The 22,104-nt window shown below is 59.7% G+C and carries 20 protein-coding genes; 11 read left to right on the forward strand and 9 right to left on the reverse strand.

What is annotated here, in order from left to right; genetic code table 11:
* Positions 1-19 precede the first annotated feature (19 nt).
* Positions 20-163: a hypothetical protein gene (locus tag FS804_RS18045; protein ID WP_077225180.1), complete on the reverse strand. Its 144-nt coding sequence runs from the start codon at positions 161-163 to the stop codon at positions 20-22.
* Between the two features lie 226 nt (positions 164-389).
* On the opposite strand from FS804_RS18045, the gene FS804_RS18050 reads away from it, so the two are divergent.
* The gene (locus tag FS804_RS18050) at positions 390-1,493 is read left to right on the forward strand and encodes an NAD(P)/FAD-dependent oxidoreductase (RefSeq protein WP_144578280.1); all 1,104 of its coding nucleotides are present in this window, start codon (positions 390-392) and stop codon (positions 1,491-1,493) included.
* A gap of 12 nt (positions 1,494-1,505) precedes the next feature.
* On the opposite strand, the gene FS804_RS18055 is transcribed toward FS804_RS18050, so the two are convergent.
* The 4 genes from FS804_RS18055 to denD all read right to left on the reverse strand — a co-directional run bounded on the left by FS804_RS18055 (position 1,506) and on the right by denD (position 6,277).
* Positions 1,506-2,480 (reverse strand): threonine/serine dehydratase, encoded by a 975-nt coding sequence (locus tag FS804_RS18055; protein ID WP_144578283.1) that lies wholly within the window; start codon positions 2,478-2,480, stop codon positions 1,506-1,508.
* Positions 2,481-2,600: 120 nt separating this feature from the next.
* On the reverse strand, positions 2,601-4,382 hold the full coding sequence (locus FS804_RS18060; protein ID WP_144578285.1) for an IlvD/Edd family dehydratase: 1,782 nt from the start codon (positions 4,380-4,382) through the stop codon (positions 2,601-2,603).
* Between the two features lie 9 nt (positions 4,383-4,391).
* On the reverse strand, positions 4,392-5,294 hold the full coding sequence (locus tag FS804_RS18065) for an NAD(P)-dependent oxidoreductase (RefSeq protein ID WP_144578286.1): 903 nt from the start codon (positions 5,292-5,294) through the stop codon (positions 4,392-4,394).
* Positions 5,291-6,277 (reverse strand): D-erythronate dehydrogenase, encoded by a 987-nt coding sequence (gene denD, locus FS804_RS18070; protein WP_063951477.1) that lies wholly within the window; start codon positions 6,275-6,277, stop codon positions 5,291-5,293. The genes FS804_RS18065 and denD overlap by 4 nt, the downstream gene beginning before the upstream one ends.
* 214 nt (positions 6,278-6,491) lie before the next feature.
* Here denD and FS804_RS18075 point away from each other — a divergent pair, with 214 nt between their 5' ends.
* From FS804_RS18075 to FS804_RS18100, 6 genes are all read left to right on the forward strand, one after another.
* On the forward strand, positions 6,492-7,937 hold the full coding sequence (locus FS804_RS18075) for an FAD-binding oxidoreductase (RefSeq protein ID WP_144578288.1): 1,446 nt from the start codon (positions 6,492-6,494) through the stop codon (positions 7,935-7,937).
* Between the two features lie 113 nt (positions 7,938-8,050).
* Entirely contained in the window at positions 8,051-8,767 is a 717-nt protein-coding gene (locus tag FS804_RS18080) for a FadR/GntR family transcriptional regulator (RefSeq protein ID WP_144578289.1), read from the forward strand.
* 203 nt (positions 8,768-8,970) lie between these two features.
* Positions 8,971-10,131 carry a fumarylacetoacetate hydrolase family protein gene (locus FS804_RS18085; RefSeq protein ID WP_144578291.1) on the forward strand — a complete coding sequence of 387 codons (1,161 nt, stop codon included), beginning with the start codon at positions 8,971-8,973 and terminating at the stop codon, positions 10,129-10,131.
* 21 nt (positions 10,132-10,152) lie between these two features.
* Positions 10,153-10,683: a TRAP transporter small permease gene (locus FS804_RS18090; RefSeq protein ID WP_144578293.1), complete on the forward strand. Its 531-nt coding sequence runs from the start codon at positions 10,153-10,155 to the stop codon at positions 10,681-10,683.
* A gap of 4 nt (positions 10,684-10,687) precedes the next feature.
* Positions 10,688-11,965, forward strand: coding sequence for a TRAP transporter large permease (locus FS804_RS18095; RefSeq protein ID WP_063951482.1), 1,278 nt, complete (start codon positions 10,688-10,690; stop codon positions 11,963-11,965).
* 39 nt (positions 11,966-12,004) lie between these two features.
* Positions 12,005-13,012 (forward strand): TRAP transporter substrate-binding protein, encoded by a 1,008-nt coding sequence (locus FS804_RS18100; protein WP_063951483.1) that lies wholly within the window; start codon positions 12,005-12,007, stop codon positions 13,010-13,012.
* Between the two features lie 99 nt (positions 13,013-13,111).
* Here FS804_RS18100 and acs read toward each other — a convergent pair whose 3' ends face one another.
* Positions 13,112-15,064: an acetate--CoA ligase gene (gene acs, locus FS804_RS18105; protein ID WP_063951484.1), complete on the reverse strand. Its 1,953-nt coding sequence runs from the start codon at positions 15,062-15,064 to the stop codon at positions 13,112-13,114.
* Between the two features lie 230 nt (positions 15,065-15,294).
* Between acs and FS804_RS18110 the strand changes: the two genes are divergently transcribed.
* Positions 15,295-15,996 (forward strand): DUF1013 domain-containing protein, encoded by a 702-nt coding sequence (locus FS804_RS18110; protein WP_063951485.1) that lies wholly within the window; start codon positions 15,295-15,297, stop codon positions 15,994-15,996.
* A 57-nt stretch (positions 15,997-16,053) separates the two neighbouring features.
* On the opposite strand, the gene FS804_RS18115 is transcribed toward FS804_RS18110, so the two are convergent.
* Positions 16,054-16,713 carry a YggS family pyridoxal phosphate-dependent enzyme gene (locus tag FS804_RS18115; protein ID WP_063951486.1) on the reverse strand — a complete coding sequence of 220 codons (660 nt, stop codon included), beginning with the start codon at positions 16,711-16,713 and terminating at the stop codon, positions 16,054-16,056.
* A gap of 190 nt (positions 16,714-16,903) precedes the next feature.
* Between FS804_RS18115 and leuS the strand changes: the two genes are divergently transcribed.
* Genes leuS through holA form a run of 3 tightly spaced genes read left to right on the forward strand, consistent with a single transcriptional unit; the run spans position 16,904 to position 21,121 of the window.
* Positions 16,904-19,534, forward strand: coding sequence for a leucine--tRNA ligase (gene leuS / locus FS804_RS18120; RefSeq protein ID WP_144578295.1), 2,631 nt, complete (start codon positions 16,904-16,906; stop codon positions 19,532-19,534).
* Positions 19,527-20,072 (forward strand): LPS assembly lipoprotein LptE, encoded by a 546-nt coding sequence (gene lptE / locus FS804_RS18125; protein WP_246665905.1) that lies wholly within the window; start codon positions 19,527-19,529, stop codon positions 20,070-20,072. The genes leuS and lptE overlap by 8 nt, the downstream gene beginning before the upstream one ends.
* Before the next feature lie 11 nt (positions 20,073-20,083).
* Entirely contained in the window at positions 20,084-21,121 is a 1,038-nt protein-coding gene (gene holA, locus FS804_RS18130) for a DNA polymerase III subunit delta (protein ID WP_144578296.1), read from the forward strand.
* Between the two features lie 67 nt (positions 21,122-21,188).
* Here holA and fdxA read toward each other — a convergent pair whose 3' ends face one another.
* Both fdxA and FS804_RS18140 read right to left on the reverse strand, forming a co-directional pair.
* Positions 21,189-21,527 (reverse strand): ferredoxin FdxA, encoded by a 339-nt coding sequence (gene fdxA, locus FS804_RS18135; RefSeq protein WP_063951609.1) that lies wholly within the window; start codon positions 21,525-21,527, stop codon positions 21,189-21,191.
* A gap of 158 nt (positions 21,528-21,685) precedes the next feature.
* Positions 21,686-22,102, reverse strand: coding sequence for an RNA-binding S4 domain-containing protein (locus tag FS804_RS18140; protein WP_144578298.1), 417 nt, complete (start codon positions 22,100-22,102; stop codon positions 21,686-21,688).
* Positions 22,103-22,104 lie beyond the last annotated feature (2 nt).

Consider the following 22,104-nt stretch of genomic DNA (forward strand, 5'->3'; position numbering starts at 1 on the left):
GATGGCAAAATCGGGAGGATCAGGGAACGAGACCAAGAATGACGGCGGCGACGAAGGCCATGCAGACGCCAACGAGGGCCGCATGAACCGAATCTCTCCAGCTACGCGGCGACTGGGGCTGCGAGACAAAGTCTTTTACTTTTCCTGCCTTGGAATAAGACATTGTACACTCCCTTCCTGCTTGCCCGTCTGAAGCGGGCATCGCTCATCTTGGATCAACAATATCTCTCTTCCCCGCCGTTTAAGGAGAGATAGAATTCTATAAGAAGCGCCTGTCGGGAAAAATAGGGGTCGCCACTTGCCTCCCAACAAGCATCAATCTACCCAACGTCAAATATTAACGTGGCGGCAGGACGTTTGTTCAAACGCAATTTGCTTGGCAGGACGATATGACTGACATCGACGCCATCATCATCGGAGCGGGGGTCATTGGCCTTGCAATCGCCCGTGAACTGTCGATGCGTGGTCGTTCGGTCATCATTCTCGAAAGCGCGAATGAATTTGGCTCGGCAACCTCATCGCGCAACAGTGAGGTCATCCACGCGGGCCTTTATTACCCACCCGGCAGCCTAAAGGCGAAACTCTGTGTCGAGGGAAAAGAACGGCTTTATGATTTCTGCCGAACGCACGGCGTCGCGTATCGCCGTTGCGGTAAGCTCATCGTCGCTACAACCGATGACGAAACGCCGCTGCTTACCGCGCTGCGCGAAAAAGGCAGAGCCAATGGCTGCGACGATCTGCGACTGATCGAGGCAACGCACGCCCGTTCACTCGAACCAGCCCTTGCCTGCGTCTCCGCACTGCTGTCCCCTTCCACCGGTATCATTGACAGCCACGGCTATATGCTGGCGCTGCTCGGTGAGGCGGAAGACCATGGGGCGGCACTTGCTCTCAACGCGCCGTTCGAGAGAGCGGAAGCGAGGGGCGGTCACTATCGCGTTTTCGTGGGTGGCAGGGAGCCCGCCAGCCTCACCTGCCGGCTGCTCGTCAATTCCGCCGGGCTTGTTGCGCCCATGGTGGCAAGGGCGATAGAGGGACTGCCGGCGGAGGTGATCCCGCAGGCGCGTTTTGCCAAAGGCAGCTATTTTTCGCTAGCAGGCAAATCGCCTTTTTCGCGGTTGATCTATCCCGCGCCTCACGCACACGGGCTTGGCGTGCACCTGACGCTGGACCTTGCCGGGCAGGCCCGGTTCGGGCCTGATGTGGAATGGGTCGACGCCATAGACTACGCCGTCGATGCCCGTCGCATGGAGGGTTTCGGCGATGCGATAAAGCGTTATTGGCCAGGCTTGCCGCAGGATGCTCTTGCGCCTGCCTATGCGGGCATAAGGCCGAAGATTTCCGGGCCGGACGATCCCGCCATGGACTTTCGCATCGACGGAGCGGAAACCCATGGCATGCCCGGCCTGGTCAATCTCTTCGGGATCGAGAGCCCCGGGCTGACAGCTTCGATGGCAATCGCCGCGGAAGTCGCAAGACGGCTTGAAACCTGATCGCGCCGTCAATCAGCCGAAGCGGGAGATGGCGTCAGCCATGATCCCCGGATCGACGTTACCGCCTGACGCAACGGCAATCACCGTCTCGCTTTCCAGCTCATCGCCATGAAACAGCGCCGCAGCAAGTGCAACCGCGCCACCCGGTTCAACGACGATCTTCAGTCGGTTGAAGGCAAGAACCATTGCCCGCAGCGCCTGCTCCTCGGTGACGGCCAAGCCCTTGCCGCAATGCCCTACCATGATGGGAAAGGTGATGTTACCGGGTTGCGGCGTAACGATCGCATCGCAGATCGAACCGGATGTCGTTGCATTCCGCTCAATATTGCCTGCGGCCAGCGAACGGGCCACGTCATCAAATCGCTCCGGTTCTGCCGTTCTCACCTTGTACTTCGCGGCATTCACGGCAAGCGCAAGAGAGATGCCCGAGGTCAAGCCGCCGCCGCCGCACGGAACCAGAACCTCAGCGGCATCGATGCCGAGTTCGGCGCCCTGTTCGGCGATTTCAAGCCCGACCGTCCCCTGCCCTGCAATCACCAGTGGCTCGTCATAAGGCCTGATCAGCGTCAGCCCGCGCTCGCTCGACAAGCGGTCGCCAATGGCGTCACGGTCTTCATGCGCCCGGTCATAGAGCACCACCTCCGCGCCATAAGCGCGCGTATTGTCGATTTTGATCTTCGGCGCATCCGACGGCATGATGATGACGGCGGGAACGCGGTGCAGTTTCGCCGCAAGCGCCACGCCCTGTGCATGGTTGCCGGAGGAAAAGGCGATTACGCCCCTGGCGCGCTTCTCGGCCGGCAGGCCTGACACCGCCGACCAGCCACCACGAAACTTGAAAGACCCGGTCCTTTGCAGGCATTCCGCCTTCACGAAAAGCTTTCGTCCGGCAATTTCGTCCAGAAAGGGTGATGTGAGCAGCGGGGTCCGCACCGCCTGGTTGCCAATGCGCTGACGCGCTGCCTCAATCATCGAAATATCTGTCATGCCCTGCCCCAGTCCGCGAATGTCATGTGGATTCGCCGGTACATTAGGAGGTCAAAACAAATCGCGAAACCATCTCGAAAAGAAAAATCCCCGGTCTTGGCCGGGGACTTGTCATCGTCGTCAGTGATTGTGCCGGGGCATTTTCTCGGCAATCCGGCGGAAATCCGCAGCGCCTTCCAACACCGCCCCATCCGAAAGCTGCGTGACGGATCGGCGATAGATGCGTTGCCAGGGCGTCGCATCCGCAGGCACGACGGGAATGCCATCGGCCTTGCGGGCGTTTAGCTCTTCATCCGGCACCAGCGCGTTGCACTCACCCTTGTTGAAGTCGATGCGGATCACGTCACCGGTGCGCAGCCATGCCAGCCCACCGCCGGCCGCACTTTCCGGCGAGGCGTTGAGGATGGACGGGCTGTCCGCCGTTCCAGACTGCCGGCCGTCGCCGATCGTGGGCAGGCTGGTAATTCCTTTACGCAACAGGGCATCCGGCGGCTGCATGTTGACGACTTCGGCCGATCCCGGCCATCCAAGCGGCCCTGCGCCGCGAATGACGAGAATCGTGCGCTCATCGATATCAAGCGACGGATCGTTGATGCGCGCGTGATAGTCTTCCGAACCATCGAAGACCACACATTTGCCTTCGAAAATGCCTTCGCGGCCCGGCTCGCTGAGATACCGCTGGCGAAACTCCGCCGAGATCACGCTGGTTTTCATGATGGCGAAATCGAAGAGATTGCCCTTGAGCACGAGGAAACCGGCGCGCTCCTTCAGCGGCTGGTCGTAGGGCAGGATCACATCGCGGTCGGTCGATTCACGGCCTTCCAGATTCTCCGCCACGGTTTTGCCGGTCACCGTCGGACAGTTACCGTCGAGTTTACCAGCCTTCAGAAGCTCCCACATGATGGCAGGCGTGCCGCCGGCACGATGATATTTCTCCCCCAGCCATTTGCCGGCCGGCTGAACGTTCGCCAGCAACGGGATATCGTAGCCGTGGACCTGCCAGTCCTCTTCGCGGAGCTCGACGCCCGCATGTTTTGCCATGGCCGCCAGATGCGGCTGCGCATTGGTGGAACCGCCAATGGCCGAATTGACGCGGATCGCATTCAGGAAGGCTTCGCGCGTCATGATGTCAGAGGGCTTGATGTTCTCGACAACCAGTTCAACGGCACGACGGCCGGTCCGATAGGCCATCTGCCCTCGCTCGCGGTAGGCGGCGGGAATGGCGCCGCAGCCGGTGAGCGACATCCCGAGCGCTTCCGCAAGGGCGTTCATGGTGGAGGCCGTGCCCATGGTGTTGCAATGCCCTACCGAGGGCGCCGATTCGAGCGCCGCCTGCAAAAACTCCTCGCGGGTGATTTCGCCAGCGCCATACTTGCGGCGCATGCGCCAGATGACGGTGCCGGAACCCACAAGGTCGCCATCATGATAGCCGTCGAGCATCGGACCACCAGATAGGACGATGGCCGGAATATCGACGGTGCTTGCCGCCATCAGCGCTGAAGGCGTGGTCTTGTCGCAACCGGTGGTCAGAACGACGCCGTCAAGCGGATAGCCATAAAGCACTTCAACCAGGCTTAAATAGGCCAGATTGCGGTCGAGCGCGGCCGTTGGGCGCTTGCAGTTTTCAAACATCGGATGTGTCGGGAACTCGATCGGGATACCGCCTGCATCGCGGATGCCGTCCCGCACCCGCTTCACCAGTTCCACATGCACCCGGTTGCAGGGCGTGAGGTCGCTGCCGCTCTGGGCGATACCGATGACGGGCTTGCCGGAGCGAAGCTCTTCCGGCGTTACGCCATAATTCATGAAGCGCTCCAGATAGAGCGCCGTCATGTCGAGGTGATCAGGGTTGTCGAACCAGTCCTGCGATCGCAGCCGGCGCATGGGTGTCTTATCGCTCATGAGATCGCTTCAGCCCCGTTCGCGGTTGTTGAGTTTTTCGAGATAGAGAAGGATGCCGCTATGATCGATATCGGCCCCGCCGTCGCCAACGAAGTCATCGAATTCCCGCGTGACCTGCTGGGTGAGCGGAAGGTTGAGCGAGAGATCCTTCGCCGTTGCCAGAACGCCGTTCAGGTCCTTGAGCTGGAATTTGGACGGACCACCCGGCACGAAATTGCGCTTCACCATGCGCTCGCCATGGAGTTCAAGAATCCGGCTTTCGGCAAACCCACCACGAATCGCGTTGCGGAAACCTTCACGCGATGCTCCACCGGCTTCCACCAGCATCATCGCCTCGGCAACTGCGCCAATCGTGATGGCGACGATCTGCTGGTTGGCGAGCTTGCAGAGCTGGCCGGCGCCCGACGGACCGACATAGGTGAGCCGGCCCATTGGGGCGAAGACATCCGCAAGACCTGAGATCAACGCCTCGTCCCCACCGGCCATGATGGCGAGCGTCCCGGCCGTCGCGCCCGGCACACCACCGGAAACCGGTGCGTCGACGTGATGAATGCCGAGCGCCTGGAGACGCGACGAATGCTCCCGCGCGATCGGCGGCGCAATCGAACTGCTATCGATCACGACGGCACCCTTGGTCAGCGCCTCGGCCACCCCCGCCTCAAACAGCACCTCGCCGACGGCAGCGCCGTCGCTTAGCATGGTGATGACGATATCGGCGTTCTTCGCGGCCTCTGCCGGAGATGCGGCGACAACCGCACCGTCAGCGACAAGGGCTTCGGCCTTATCGGCGCTACGGTTCCAGACCGTCACCAAAAAGCCGGCGTTGAGCAAACGCCGCGCCATCGGCCCCCCCATCAGGCCAGTGCCGATAAAGGCGATTGACCGCTTCTTCTCCTCCCCGCTGACACTCATTTCAGGGAACCTCCTAGCTCGTCTTCGATGTGAACCTGAATGATTTCTTCGAAGGAGCTTTCGGCCGTAAAGCCCAGTTCGCGGGCGCGCTTGGCTTCGAAACCGGGGGCCCAGCCCTCGCACATGCGCATGATCATCTCGTTCGGCTCGCGACGAATGAGGGCGACGGCCTTTTCTCCAGCGACCTTGCGCAGTGCTTCGATCTGTTCGCCAACGGTAGCACTGAGGCCCGGCATCGACAGGTTACGGCGCGGACCGACCTTTTCCACGTCGATAGTCGCACCATGGATAAGGAAACCGACGGCGGAACGGGGCGAAGCGTGCCAGTGGCGAATGCTTTCCGGCACTGGCAGAACTGCTTCCTGACCAACCAGCGGCTCGCGAAGAATGTTGGAGAAGAAGCCGGAGGCGGCCGCATTGGGCTTGCCGGGGCGAATGCAGATGGTCGGCAGGCGGATGCCGATACCGTCGAAGAAACCGCGACGGCTGTAATCGGACAGCAGCAGCTCGCAGATCGCCTTCTGTGTGCCGTAGCTGGTGAGCGGCGTGGTATGGAATTCATCCGGGATCGGATAAGGAAGCGGCGCACCGAAGACGGCAATCGAGGAGGTAAAGACCACGCGCGGCTTGTAACCATCCTTGCCATGGGCAAGGCGGATGGCATCGAAGAGATAACGCGTGCCGTCGAGATTGATGCGGTAGCCCTTGTCGAAATCAAGCTCGGCTTCACCTGATACGATGGCGGCAAGGTGGAAGATGACGTCCGGGCGGGCTTCGACCAGCTGCTCAGCTTCTCCCGGCGCCGACAAATCGGCCGCGCGCGCGTCAACCGCACCGGAAAAACCGGCGGGCGCCTCAGGCTGGAACACGTCGATGAGCGTGAATTTCTCGATCGGTTTGCCGCCGAGCGCTCCGTCTTTCACGAGGCGCTGTGTCAGCTTGCGGCCAACCATGCCTGCGGCGCCGATGATTGCGATATGCATGTCTTCCTCCTCTTTGCCCCGGTCGTTCTCCCGAGACCGAAAAATACCTCACCGGCCGACAGACCGATAAATTAGCTTGTAAGGTTGTCTGATAACCTTATATGCTCCGGTTGAAAATAGTATTTTTTCGCAAACCGGCAAAAGCAAGGGCACCATCAAACACAATGGTACGGCTCTCGCCAATTGTCAGGGCGGATTGAACGGAGAGGGTGGAATGACGATCGGGGGCGAACACGATATCGAAAAGTTGCGGGTGTCGCTGAAGGAGAGGCTGGGTGAAGCTCTGCTGCTGACATCGCAGGAAGATATGCTGCGATATTGTCGGGACTGGCACGGCGACGTCACCAGTTCGGCGGTTGCGGTCATTCGCCCGCGCTCCACGCAGGAAGTATCCGACACCGTCCGCGTCTGCGCGGAACTCGGCCTCGCAGTCATTCCCCAGGGCGGCAATACCGGTCTGGTACTTGGTAGCATTCCCGATGCGCCCGACCATCAGGTCGTACTGAGCCTTGAGCGCATGAATGCCATCCGCACCATCGACAGCGACGATTTTTCTGCCGTGGTCGAAGCCGGCTGCATCCTCTCGGAGTTCAAGGATGCGGTGCAGGACAAGGGCATGTTCTTTCCCCTTTCGCTCGGTGCGCAGGGCAGCTGCCGCATTGGCGGCAATGTTTCCACCAATGCCGGCGGCATCAATGTGCTGCGTTATGGCATGACCCGCGAACTGGTGCTTGGCCTCGAAGTGGTCCTGCCGGATGGCACCATCTGGAACGGCCTCTCGACCCTGCGCAAGGATAATCGTGGCATCGACCTGAAGCAGCTTTTCATCGGCGCGGAAGGAACGCTTGGCATCATTACTGCCGTTGCGGTTAAACTCTATCCCAATCCAGAACATGTCGAAACGGCGCTGCTCGGCCTGAATTCGCTCGATGACGCCATCAAGCTTTACCGCCGCGCCCGCCGCGAATGCTGCGACCTGATGTCCGCCTTCGAATTCATGCCCCCGATCGCCTTCACGCTGGCGATCGAGGCAATTCCCGACCTCAAAATGCCAATCGCCGGTGATTATCCGGCCTATGTGCTGATGGAAATTTCAGGCTCCGGCCTGGTAGACACGGCCGACCTGATGGGGCGCTTCCTCGAAGGCGTCATGGAAGACGGGCTGGTGCTGGATGGCGTCATCGCCTCTTCCCGTGCCCAGGCGCAATCGCTCTGGCTGTTCCGGGAAGGGATGAATGAAGGACAGGCGCTGCGCGGCAGCCACATGCGCACCGATATTTCCGTGCCGTTGTCAAAACTGGCCGCATTTGTCGCAGAGGCAGAAGCGGAACTCGCGGAAAAGCTGCCGGAGTGCCTGGCGGTTTCGTACGGCCATGTCGGCGATGGCAACGTGCACCTCAACGTATTGCCGCCCAACGGCTCGACGCCGGACGAGCGCGAGGCCATTATCTACAAGTCGAAGACATTGGTGAACGAGGTGCTAGACCGTTATGTCGGCAGCATCAGTGCCGAACACGGCATCGGCCGCCTGAAGCGCTCCGATTTCGAAAGCCGGCTGTCCGACGTGCAGCGGCGGATGATCATGGGTCTGAAAAACGCCTTTGATCCGGCTCTACGCATGAATCCCGGTTGCCAGATAACCCTCCAACCGGATAGCTAATCGAGAAACGACGGGGCGGAGAACGCCGCCCCTTGAAATAGCGTGGACGGCGAAGGAGGAAGTCGCCTGCCGCGTGAACGGGCAATCATCGTTTCGGTCGAACGGGAGCAATCATGACGCTGGAGTTCAATCAGATACATCGCAATGACCACCTGCCGGGCCGGATTGCCGCGGAGATGGCGCGCGAAATCAATGATTCGAAACTCGGGCCGGGCGACAGGCTGCCGACCGAACACGTTCTCGCCAAGACCTTTGGTGTCAGCCGCTCGGTCATTCGCGAGGCGATCGCGCAACTACGCAATGAAGGCTTCGTTGAGACAAGGCAGGGCGTCGGAGCTTTTGTGACCGACCCGCGACAGCGACTGTCGATCCGGATCGAGCAATCCACCCTCAACGATCCCGAAAACTTTCGCGACCTGATGCAGCTTCGTATGTCGCTGGAAATCGATGCTGCCGGCCTCGCCGCGTTGCATCACAAACCCGAACATCTCGAAAGGTTCGACAAGGCGATTTACGGCATGCGCAATGCCGTCGAGTGGTCGAAGGACGGTGTCGAAGCCGATCTCGATTTCCACCGCACCATGGCGGAAGCGACCGGCAACGAATATTTCCTGATTTTTCTGGGCTTCATCGCCCAGCGCATCAGTTCCGCCATCAACACGGCGTTTTCGCGCGCTGTTTACGGCGAAATTCTCGAAATCACCATCAACGAGCACGTGGTGCTACGGGAGGCGATCGCATCCCGGGACGTTGCGGTGGCGCGAGATGCGATGCGTCAGCACATTTTAGGCGCTGCCCGGCGCCTGAACATCGATCTCGATATATTTTGAATTTTGGGCGTCGTTGACGCTGAAGTTATAGGACAGCTTCACCGCATGTGTTGTATGGCCGGTGTCAATCAAGGCGAATTTTTGTCTAACGGACCGCTAGACTCGCTGTAAAAGTCATACTAAGAAGAAAGAGATTAGGTTGTCAGACATCCAGACAATAAGACCGCAGGAGGCGGCCTGTCGGGTGTGAAGGGGAGGACTACATGGCCGGCACAAGGTCTATCGACGCTACCACAATTTTGCCTGACGATTTCGAAAACGCGCTTCTCGTCGGCCGCGTCTGGTCGAAGAGCGAGGACGGCCCGTGCCCTGTGCTGCTCAAGGGTGGCGTGCTTTATGACCTTACCTCGCTTGCCCCCACCATGTCGGAGCTTCTGGAGAAAACGGATCTGGTGACGCAACTCGTCGACACCGCCGCTTTTGTTGCGCTTGGCGCACTGGACGCGTTTCTGGACGGTTCCGCCGGCGAACTCCTTGCACCCAATGACATTCAGGCCGTCAAGGCCGCCGGCGTCACCTTCGCCGAAAGCATGCTGGAACGGGTGATCGAAGAGCAGGCCAAGGGCGATCCGCTGCGCGCGCAGGAAATTCGCGGCCGGCTGGCCCCGGTTCTCGGCGACAACCTCAAGGGCCTGGAAGCCGGCTCCGAAAAAGCGGCCGAAGTGAAGAAACTGCTCCAGGAAATGGGCCTCTGGTCGCAATATCTGGAAGTCGGCATCGGTCCGGATGCGGAAATCTTCTCCAAGGCGCAAGCCATGGCCTCGGTTGGCTGTGGTGCGCTGATCGGCGTTCACCCGAAATCGCAATGGAACAATCCCGAGCCGGAAGTGGTGCTGGCCATCACCTCTGACGGTCGCATTGTCGGCGCGACGCTTGGCAACGACGTCAACCTGCGCGACTTCGAAGGCCGTTCCGCCCTGCTGCTCAGCAAGGCGAAGGACAATAATGCATCCTGTGCGATCGGTCCCTTCATCCGCCTGTTCGACGGCAACTTTACCATTGAGGATGTGAAGAAGTCGCAGATCTCGCTTCTGGTCGAGGGCGAAGACGGCTTCACCATGACCGGCGTCAGCCCCATGGAAGCAATCAGCCGCACGCCGGAGAACCTCGCCTCGCAGCTCTTGAACCGCAATCATCAATATCCTGACGGGGCGGTCTTTTTCCTCGGCACAATGTTCGCGCCGGTCAAGGACCGTCACGGCCCCGGCCTCGGCTTCACACATTCCAAAGGCGACCGGGTCGAGATTTCCACACCCAAGCTCGGCAAGCTGATAAACTGGGTCACGACGACGGACGAATGCCCGGAATGGACGTTCGGCACCGCGGCCCTGATGCGCAACCTCGCAAAACGAGGATTGCTCTAAACATTTCTTCGGGAGGGGAAAATGCAAAAGACCATCAATCTCTTTTACCGGATTCTCGAAATCATTCTCGTCGCGCTGCTCGCTGGCATGTCGATCATGGTCTTCGTCAACGTCGTCATGCGTTACACGATGAATTCCGGCATCAATGTCTCGGAAGAGCTGTCACGCTACTTCTTCGTATGGCTGACCTTCCTTGGCGCCGTGCTGACCTTCCGCGAGAACAGCCATATGGGCATTGAAACGCTCGTGATGTTTCTGTCGCGCCGCGCCCGCATCATCTGCATGATCATCTCCAACATCATCATCCTGGCCTGTTCCGCCATCTTCTTCTGGGGCACCTGGAAACAATCCGGCATCAACGCCAGCATGCACGCACCGGTCACCAAACTCTCCATGATCTGGGTCTATGGTATCGGCATGTTCACGGGTGGTCTCATGTTCGTCATCGCGCTGGAGCGTCTCTACAGGCAATTGACCGGCCGCGTCACGGAAGACGAAATCGCCCAGTTTGCGGGCGAGAACCTGACGATCGAACAGCTTTCGGAGCGCTGATACCATGACACTTTTCGTTTTTGTCGGCTCTCTGCTCGGAGCCATGGCGATTGGCGTTCCCGTCGCTTTCTCGCTGATGTTCTGCGGCGTCGTGCTCATGTGGTACATGGGCATGTTCAACACCGCGATCATCGCGCAGAACATGATCTCGGGCGCAGACACCTTCACCCTGCTTGCCATTCCCTTCTTCATTCTGGCCGGCGAACTGATGAATTCCGGTGGTCTCTCCCGCCGCATCATCGACTTTGCGATCGCGCTGGTCGGCCATATCAGAGGCGGCCTCGGCATCGTGGCCATTGTCGCCGCCATCATCATGGCCAGTATCTCCGGTTCGGCGGCAGCCGATACCGCAGCGCTTGCCGCGATCCTCATCCCGATGATGGCGAAGGCTGGCTACAACATTCCGCGCTCCGGCGGTCTGATTGCCGCTGGCGGTATCATCGCCCCGGTCATCCCGCCATCCATGGCCTTCATCGTTTTCGGTGTCGCCGCGAACGTCTCTATCACCCAGCTCTTCCTCGCCGGTATCGTTCCCGGCATACTGATGGGCGCATCGCTTATCATCGCCTGGCTGATCGTTGTACGCAAGGATGACGTCAAGCCGCTGCCGAAAACCACGGCGAAGGAACGCGTGACAGCCACGGCTCGCGCCGGCTGGGCTCTCGGCATGCCCGTCATCATCCTCGGCGGCATCAAGGCCGGCATCATGACGCCGACGGAAGCCGCCGTGGTTGCCGCCGCCTATGCGCTTTTCGTCGGGATGGTGATCTACCGCGAATTGAAGCCGGCGGACCTATTCCACGTGCTCCTGCGCGCCGCCAAGAGCACCTCGATCATCATGTTCCTCGTCTGCGCGGCACTCGTTTCCGCGTGGCTCATCACCGCGGCGAATATTCCGAATGAAGTCGCCGGTTACATCGAACCGCTGATCGATCGTCCGATGCTGCTGATGGCCGTCATCATGGTGCTGGTCTTCGTCGTCGGCACCGCGCTCGACCTGACGCCGACCATCCTGATCCTGACGCCAGTTCTGATGCCGATCGTGAAGCAGGCGGGTATCGACCCGGTCTATTTCGGTGTCCTCTTCATCATCAACAACGCCATCGGCCTGATTACCCCGCCGGTTGGCGTGGTGCTCAACGTCGTCAGCGGCGTTGGCCGGATCCCGCTCGGCAAGGTCACGGTCGGTGTCTGGCCGTTCCTCGTTGCCGAAACCATCGTGCTGGCGCTGCTCGTGATTTTCCCGGACATCGTCCTCGTGCCTCTGCAGTACCTTCGTTAATCGAAACTTTTTCTCGACCACAATCCAAGGGAGGATATTATGAGAAAGCTTCTTCTGACCACCACGGCAATCGCTTTCGCGGTGGGCGCCGCAGCGCCGGCAATGGCCGAATTCAACAGCCGCAACATCCGCGTTTCGAACGGCATCAATCAGGACCATCCGGTTGGCAACGGCATCAAGGCGATGCAGGCCTGCCTCGACGACAAGTCGGGCGGCAAGCTGAAGCTGACAGCGTTCTGGGGCGGCGCACTCGGTGGAGACCTTCAGGCAACCCAGGCACTGCGCTCCGGCGTTCAGGAAGCCGTCGTAACCTCCTCGTCGCCGCTCGTCGGTCTCATTCCATCGCTCGGCGTCTTCGACCTGCCCTTCCTGTTCTCCAACGCCAAGGAAGCAGACGCTGTCATGGACGGCGCGTTCGGCGACATGATGAACAAGAAGCTGGAAGAGCAGGGCCTCGTCAACCTGGCCTACTGGGAAAACGGTTTCCGCAACCTGTCGAACTCCAAGCATGCCGTGAACAAGTGGGAAGATTTCTCGGGCCTCAAGGTCCGCGTGATGCAGAACAACATCTTCCTCGACACCTTCCAGAACCTCGGTGCAAACGCAACACCGATGGCTTTCGGCGAAGTCTTCTCGGCGCTTGAGACCAACGCGATCGATGCACAGGAAAACCCCTATGTGACGATCGACACGTCGAAGTTCTACGAAGTGCAGAAATACGTCACCGAGACGAACCACGCTTACACGCCGTTCCTCTTCCTCTTCTCCAAGCCGATCTTCGACAGCTACACGCCCGAAGAGCAGGCAGCCCTGCGTGAATGCGCAGTTGTCGGTCGTGACGAAGAGCGCAAGGTCATCCGCGAACTGAACCAGAAGTCGCTGGAAAAGATCAAGGCTGCCGGCCTCGAGGTGAACACGCTGTCTCCCGAAGAGCAGGCGCGTATCCGCGAAAAATCCATGGTCGTCTATGAAAAGCACAAGGCTGAAATCGGCGCCGACGTCGTTGACGCCGTTCTGGCGGACCTCAAGAAGATCCGCGGTCAGTGATCCCAACCGCATACGTTAAAAACACCCGGAGGTTCCGCCTCCGGGTGTTTTTTTGTAGAAAGCCGACCAAAAAGGCTGCCGAAGCAGCCTTTCCAAAAATCACGCTGTGCGGTTCTGTCGGTTGGCGATGAGGTCATCGACAACGGCCGGATCGGCGAGCGTCGACGTATCTCCGAGCGCCCCGAAATCATCCTCGGCGATCTTGCGCAGGATACGCCGCATGATCTTGCCGGAACGGGTCTTCGGCAGGCCGGGCGCAAACTGGATCTTATCGGGTGTCGCAACCGGCCCGATCTCGTTGCGCACGTGCTTTACCAGCTCTTCGCGCAACGCATAGTCGCCGTTCTGGCCCGCCATCAGCGTGACATAACAATAAATTCCCTGCCCCTTGATCGGATGCGGATAACCGACAACCGCCGCTTCCGAAACCTGATGATGCGACACCAGCGCCGATTCCACCTCGGCGGTGCCGAGACGATGACCGGAAACGTTCAGCACGTCATCCACGCGGCCGGTTATCCAGTAATAACCGTCCTCATCGCGCCGGCAACCGTCACCGGTGAAATATTTGCCCTTGTAGGTGGAGAAGTAGGTGTCGATGAAGCGCTGATGATCGCCATAGACGGAGCGCGACTGGCCCGGCCAGCTGTCGATGATGCAGAGATTGCCGTCCGCCGGCCCTTCCAGCACATTGCCTTCGGCATCGACCAGTTGCGGCTGCACACCAAAGAACGGCCGCGTCGCCGAACCGGGTTTCAGATCGGTCGCGCCCGGCAGCGGCGAGATGAGAATACCGCCGGTTTCCGTCTGCCACCAGGTGTCGACGATCGGGCTCTTGTCCTCGCCGACCACATGGTAATACCATTCCCATGCTTCCGGATTGATGGGCTCACCCACGGTGCCCAGCAGCCGCAGGCTGCTGCGCGAGGAACGCGTGACGAACTGGTCGCCTGCGCCCATCAGCGATCTCAGCGCTGTCGGCGCCGTATAGAAGATGTTGACCTTGTGCTTGTCGATGACTTCCCAGAAGCGGCCCTGATCAGGGAAGTTCGGAACGCCTTCGAACATCAGTGTCGTCGCGCAATTCGCGAGCGGCCCGTAAACGATATAGGAATGGCCGGTGACCCAGCCGACATCGGCGGTACACCAGTACACCTCACCGTCCTTGTAATCGAAGACGTATTCATGCGTCATCGACGTATAGACGAGATAGCCGCCCGTGGTGTGCAGCACGCCCTTTGGCTTGCCGGTGGAACCCGACGTGTAGAGGATGAACAGCGGGTCTTCCGCGCGCATCTTCACAGGCGGGCAATCCGGCTTCACGGTCGCGATTTCCTGATGGTACCAGATGTCACGGCCAGGCGCCCAGCCGGTCTTGCCGCCGGTACGCCGCACAACGAGAACTTTGTTGACGATGACATATTGCTTGGCGGCGATATCGATCGCCTTGTCGGTGTTTTCCTTGAGCGGGATCGGCTTGCCTCCGCGCACGCCTTCATCGCAGGTGATGACGAAGGTCGATTCGCAGTCAACGATACGGCCGGCCAGCGCTTCGGGCGAGAAGCCGCCAAAGACGACGGAATGCACGGCGCCGATGCGCGCGCAGGCAAGCATCGCGTAAGCCGCTTCGGGGATCATCGGCATATAGATGGTGACGCGGTCGCCCTTCTTCACGCCGTGCTTCTTCAGCACGTTCGCCAGACGGCAGACATAGTCGTAAAGCTGGTTATAGGTGATCTTCTTGTCGATATAGGGATTGTCGCCTTCCCAGATGATCGCCGTGCGCTCGCCATGGGTCTTCAGATGCCTGTCGATACAGTTGTAGGAGACGTTGGTCAGGCCATCCTCGAACCACTTGATCGGCACCCGCCCCCTGAAGGACGTGTTCTTGACCTTTGTATAGGGCTTGAACCAGTCGATCCGCCGACCGTGCTTGTCCCAGAATTTTTCCGGATCCTCGACGCTCTCCTGGTACCATTTCTGGTAACGCTCATTGTCGATGAGCGTGCGGGCTTTCGCCGACTTGAGCACCGGGTAGATTTTGGCAGACATGAACTCCTCCTGGAACCGGGTATGGCTTCTGACGCGGCCCGAGACTCCCACCTCAGGCATGTGTTGAATTCATAGCAGGTCAATTGCGCACGGCAATTAGACAAAGGTCATTTGTTTCGCAAAGAATTGCAATTATGATGCAATCCGGTTATAGAGCGGCAATATCCCGGAAATCAGTGGTTGATACCACGCCCGCGACACCGGCGCGGACGGACAGAAGGACTGTATCTATGGCTCAACAATTGCTCATGCCAAAGGCAACGGCTGTATGGCTGGTTGACAACACCGCGCTGTCGTTCGATCAGATCGCCACGTTCTGCAAACTGCATCCGCTTGAAGTCAAGGCAATTGCCGACGGTGAAGCCGCGCAGGGCATCAAGGGCCTCGACCCGATTGCCACCGGACAGCTTTCCCGCGATGAGATCGCCCGCGCCGAAGGCAACCCGAACCATAAGCTCAAACTTTCCGAGCCGAAGGTTCGCGTTCCGGAATCCAAGCGTCGCGGCCCGCGTTATACGCCGGTTTCCAAGCGTCAGGATCGTCCGAACGCCATTCTCTGGCTCGTTCGCAACCACCCGGAACTGAAGGATGCGCAGATTTCGCGTCTCGTCGGCACCACGAAGTCGACCATCGAGCAGATCCGCGACCGCACGCACTGGAACTCGGCCAACCTCACGCCGATGGACCCGGTCACCCTCGGCCTCTGCAGCCAGATCGATCTCGACCTCGAAGTCGAGCGCGCCTCCCGCGGCCGTCCGCTGCCGACTGCGGAAGAACTGGATAACACGCTGCAGCCGGCGACCGCGACGGAAGGTCTCGATTACAACTTCCAGCGTGAGGAAGACGACCAGATCGACGCCGATGCCGTCTTCAAGAAGCTGTCGTCGCTGAAGTCCACGCAGAAGGATGAAGACGAGGACGATCAGTACTGATCGACGTTGTCGAATGCTTGAAAAACCCGGCTCAGTGCCGGGTTTTTTGTTTAAGGCTTATCGCGCGCCAAAGATCGCCGAGCCCACGCGAACACTGGTCGCACCGAATTCCACGGCCGTTTCAAAATCGCCGGACATGCCCATCGAAAGCTTCTTGAGGCCGCATTCCCTTGCAAGCTTTGCGAGGAGCGCAAAATGCGGGCCCGGGTTTTCCTCCGCCGGAGGGATACACATCAGCCCCTCGACCGGCAGCTTAAGTTCATCCCGGCAGAGTGTCACGAACGCAACGGTTTCGCGTGGATCGATGCCCGCTTTCTGCGGTTCCAGCCCGGTGTTGACCTGAACGTAAAACCGCAGACTGCGAGCCTGCTTTTCGCATTCTTCAGCAAGCACACGCGCTATCTTCTCACGATCGACGCTTTGCACGACATCGAAAAGCGCCACGGCGTCGGCAGCCTTGTTGGATTGCAGCGGCCCGATCAGGTGCAGCTCAATGCCGGGCGTCTTTTCTTTCAGCGCCGGCCATTTGCCCTGCGCTTCCTGAACACGGTTTTCGCCGAAGACACGCTGACCCGCATCGATGACCGGCTGGATCGCTTCCGCATCAAATGTTTTGGAGACGGCGACCAGGGTGACATCCCCAGGCCTGCGGCCCGATTTTTCCGCCACATGCGCGATACGCTGCCTGACATCCTCAAGACGAGCTTCGATTTCCATCACAGGACCTTTTTAAACGTTCGAACCGCTAACTAGACGCCGAATCCCTTGATGCCAAGCGACTTTAGCACCATTTGAGGCACGCTGGCCAAGATTGCACTACCGAACGCCCCGCCAAACTTGACGCCCCGGTCGTTTCATGGTGAAGGTCAGCGCACATTTTTCCCCTCGATACCCGGAATTTTAGACAATGGCCATCGAACGTTACAATCCTCGCGACGCCGAGCCGCGCTGGCAGCAGAAATGGAACGAAGACAAGGTCTTCGTGACAGACAACAGCGATCCGCGTGAGAAATATTACGTTCTAGAGATGTTTCCCTATCCGTCGGGTCGCATCCACATGGGCCATGTCCGCAACTATGCCATGGGTGACGTCGTCGCCCGTTACAAGCGCGCCCGCGGCTTCAACGTGCTGCACCCGATGGGCTGGGACGCTTTCGGCATGCCCGCCGAAAATGCGGCCATGCAGAACAAGGTCCATCCCAAGGACTGGACCTACCAGAACATCGCCACCATGCGCGGACAGCTGAAATCCATGGGCCTGTCCTTGGACTGGACCCGCGAATTCGCCACATGCGATGTGGAATATTATCATCGCCAGCAGGCGCTGTTCGTCGACTTCATGAAAAAGGGGCTGGTCTACCGCAAGCAATCAAAGGTCAACTGGGACCCGGTCGATCATACCGTTCTGGCCAATGAGCAGGTCATCGATGGCCGCGGCTGGCGCTCCGGCGCGCTGGTCGAACAGCGCGAACTGACGCAATGGTTCTTCCGCATCACCGATTTCAGCCAGGACCTGCTGGACGAGCTGGACACGCTGGATCAGTGGCCAGAAAAAGTGCGCCTGATGCAGAAAAACTGGATCGGCCGTTCCGAAGGCCTGTCGCTGCGCTGGCAGACCGTTGCCGACACGGCACCGGAAGGCTTTTCTGACATCACGGTTTACACCACGCGCCCCGACACACTGTTCGGCGCTTCCTTCCTGGCCATTGCCGCCGACCACCCGCTGGCGAAAGAATTGTCGGAAAAAAATTCCGCCATTGCCGAATTCTGCGATGAATGCCGCCGCCACGGCACGTCTCTGGCCGCGTTGGAAACGGCTGAAAAGAAGGGCATCGATACCGGCGTCAAGGTCGTGCATCCGCTGGATCCGACGTGGGAACTGCCGGTTTATGTCGCCAACTTCGTGTTGATGGATTACGGTACCGGCGCGATTTTCGGCTGCCCCTCCGGCGACCAGCGCGACCTCGACTTTGCGCGCAAATACGGCCTGCCGGTCGTGGCTGTGGTCGCCCCCGAAGGCCCGGATGCGGAAAGCTTCACGGTCGATGACACCGCCTACACCGACGACGGCGTCATGATCAACTCCGGCTTCCTGAATGGCATGAAGACGACGGATGCCTTCGAGGCGGTCGTGCAGAAGCTGTCGGCGCAAACGCTCGGCAACGCACCCCAAGCCGAGCGCAAGGTAAACTTCCGCCTGCGCGACTGGGGCATTTCCCGCCAGCGTTACTGGGGGTGCCCGATCCCGGTTATTCATTGCGAAGTCTGCGGCGTCGTGCCGGTTCCGAAAAAGGACCTGCCCGTGAAGCTGCCCGACGACGTGACGTTCGACGTGCCAGGCAACCCGCTGGATCGGCACCCGACCTGGCGTCACGTCTCCTGCCCGCAATGCGGCCATGACGCGCGTCGCGAAACCGACACGATGGACACCTTCGTCGACTCCAGCTGGTATTACACGCGCTTCACGGCACCCTGGGAAGATGCACCGACCGATCCGAAGGTTGCCAATCACTGGCTGCCGGTGGATCAGTATATCGGCGGCATCGAGCACGCGATCCTGCACCTGCTCTATTCGCGCTTCTTCACCCGCGCCATGCGCGAGACCGGTCATGTGGATGTGAAAGAACCCTTCAAGGGCCTGTTCACCCAGGGCATGGTAGTCCACGAGACCTACAGCCGCGGTGAAGGCACGGCGCGAGAATGGGTGCCGCCGGCGGACCTGCGGATTGAGGAAACGGACGGCACGCGCCGCGCCTTCCTGCTTTCCTCCGGCGAAGAGGTGAAGATCGGCTCTATCGAGAAGATGTCGAAGTCGAAGAAGAACGTGGTCGATCCCGACGATATCATCGCCTCCTATGGCGCGGATACCGCGCGCTTCTTCGTGCTGTCGGACTCGCCGCCGGATCGCGATGTGATCTGGTCCGAATCGGGCGTTGAGGGCGCAAACCGCTTCGTCCAGCGCGTCTGGCGCATCATCGGTGAAGCTGCCGACGAGCTCAAGACGGTCGAGCCGAAGCCCGCGACCGACGGTGAAGGTCTTGCTGCCTCAAAGGCCGCTCACAAGACGCTGAAGGCGGTTCAGGAGGATCTGGACAAGCTCGCCTTCAACAAGGCAATTGCGCGCATTTACGAACTCGTCAACGCGCTGGCCGGCCCTCTGGCCGACGTTGCTTCGGGCGGCAAGTCCAACGACGCAAAGGCGGCAGCGCGTGACGCCGTTGAAATCCTGATCCGCATCATCGCCCCGATGACGCCACATCTCGCCGAAGAATGCTGGGCGGCACTGGGCAACGAGGGTCTGGTGGCCGAGACGCCATGGCCAACCTTCGTGCCACCGCTGGTGGAAGAAAACGACGTGGTCATGCCCGTGCAGGTCAATGGCAAGAAGCGCGGCGAATTGACAATCGCGCGCGATGCGGATCAAGATGCGGTCCGCGCGGCTGCCCTTGCTCTGGATGCCGTCAAATCTCTTCTTGCCGGCGGCGAGCCCAAGAAAGTCATCGTGGTTCCGCAGAGGATTGTGAACATTGTTGTCTGACGTTTTTTCGAGATGGAGCCGCGTCGCGGCAGCAATTTCCGTCGTGATGATGGCTGGTCTTCTGGCGGGCTGCCAGGTACGCCCGCTTTATGGCGAAGCTTCCGGAACAAAAGAAAGACTGGCAGCAGTCAGCATTGCGCCGATAGGCGGACGTGCCGGGCAGGAAGTCCGTAACCAACTGATCTTCCTGATGGCTGGTGGTGCAGGCGAGCCTGCGACGGCTCAATATACCCTCAAGATCGGCGTCAGCTCGAGCGCCAGCTCGACCGAAGTGCAGAATTACGACCTGACGACGCGCACAAACAACAATTACGACGGGCCGTACCCCGGTCGTGTCGTGATGGCCGGTCAATATGTGCTGACGCGCGTATCCGACGGTCAAATTCTGCGTTCAGCGCGCCGCAGCGTCACCGCGCAGGTGGATCTGCCACAGCAGGAATTCGCCAAGATCAGGGCGATCCGCGACGCTGAGAACCGTGCGGCCCGCGAGCTGGCCGAGATCATCCGCACCGATGTCGCCGCCACGCTCGGCCGCTGAGAGCGGCGGCCGTGGCGGAGATAAAGTCCCATGAATTCGAGCGCTTCGCCGAGAATCCGGCGGAGCGCTTTCGCGTTTTCGTCCTCTACGGGCCGGATCGCGGTCTTGTTTCGGAGCGGGCAGGCGTCATCGCCAAAAAGACGGGTATCGATCCCGACGATGCTTTTGCGTCACTGAAACTGACTGCATCCGATCTGCAGGGCGACCCGGGGCGTCTGCTGGATGAGGTGAACGCCATTGGTCTTTTCGGCGGCGAAAAACTCGTCTGGGTCAAGGGCGCATCAGCCGAAAAGGCGCTCGTGGATGCCCTCCAGATCCTGGCGGAGACGCCACCGGAATCGAGCTTCCTGATCATCGAAGCAGGTGACGTGAAAAAGGGTACCGGCCTGCGCAAGATCGCCGAGCCGGCACGCTCGATTGCCGCGATCCCGTGTTACGCCGATGACGCCCGCTCGCTGAATGCGCTGATCGATCAGGAACTCTCCGCAGATCATCTGCGCATCGCACCCGCTGCCCGACAGAGGCTGATCGAGCAACTCGGCGGCGACCGTATCGCGTCGCGCAATGAAATCCGCAAGCTTGCCCTCTATTGCCGTGGTGCCGAGGTGATCGAAGAGGATGACGTGATGGCCATTATCGGCGATGCCAGCACGGTTTCCGCCGACGACGCCGTGGATGCCATCCTCAAGGGCGACAGGAACGCCTTTTTTCACGCCACCCAGAAGATCATTTCCTCAAAAACGCCGATCTTCCTCGTGCTGCAGGGGTGCCTCAAGCAATTTCAGCTGCTCGATCAGATGCGTGCAGAGATGGATGAGAAAAAGCAGCAGGCCGGGCAGGTCATGCAGACACTCGGGCGTCATATCCATTTCCGCCGGAAACCGGTCATCGAAAGAGCGCTGCGCACATGGCAGCCAGCGGCGATCGCCCGCGAGATGAACCGGTTGCAGGCAGCCATCCTGCAAAGCCGTCAGCGGCAAAGCCTGGAGGAAAGCGTGGCGCTTCTGACCCTGCTGTCCACCACGCTGCAATCCGGCCGCGGCGGATAAACGAAAGCCCTCGTGAAGGTACAACGAGGGCTTTTGAATTTGTGAAAGAGGATGATGCGATCTCGGATCAATCGCCTTTGCCAGGCTCGGCGGAGAAATAGAGCTCCAGCTTGCCTTCGACACCGTCCATTTCCTTGGCTTCCGGCATCGGATCACGCTTCACCGTGATATTTGGCCAGATGGCCGCATATTCGGCATTGAGCTTCAGCCACTTGTCGAGACCCGGCTCCGTATCGGGCTTGATAGCCTCGGCAGGACATTCCGGTTCGCACACACCGCAATCGATGCACTCATCGGGATTGATGGCGAGGAAATTTTCGCCCTCGTAAAAGCAGTCGACAGGGCAGACCTCAACGCAATCGGTGTATTTGCAGCGGATGCAATTGTCGGTCACGACATATGTCATGATGAACTCCAGAATATGCAGGCCGGGTCTTTGGGCTTCGGAACACAAGCCGTCGCCCGGAATTCAGACAGGGCAATTTCGCAAGTGACGTAATGCCTTTGCTTGCAGATAGCAAGGATAAACAATTCTGAAAAACGGGTGCGGCTTGGAGGTTTATTCTAATCTTCGCTGCCGTCACTGTCCGACAGAAACCTGTCGAGCGCACGGCGCTCTTTTTTGGTGGGGCGTCCGCTGCCGGGCAGGCGCATCGCCTGTTCAAGCGGCGTCAGCCTGTCGGAAGGCGGTCGAGCCGGTGTCTGGTCGTCGTAGAGAAGCCTTGCTTCCTCATAGGGGCCGCGGCGCGTTCCGCCGGCTTTGACGATCAGCACCCTGTCCATTCGCTCGAAGCTGATTTCCAACCTGTCGCCGGCCTTCAGTATGTGGCTCGGCTGGCGCATGGGGGAGCCGTTGACCTTCACATGCCCAGACTGGATGTAGTTCTGGGCCAGTGACCGAGATTTCGCCATGCGGGCAAAGAACAGCCACTTGTCGAGACGCTGACGCGCGCTTTCCAGTGGCTGCTCGTTGCTACCCATGG

Source organism: Agrobacterium sp. DE0009 (assembly GCF_007680755.1).
GTDB lineage: Bacteria > Pseudomonadota > Alphaproteobacteria > Rhizobiales > Rhizobiaceae > Agrobacterium > Agrobacterium tumefaciens_B.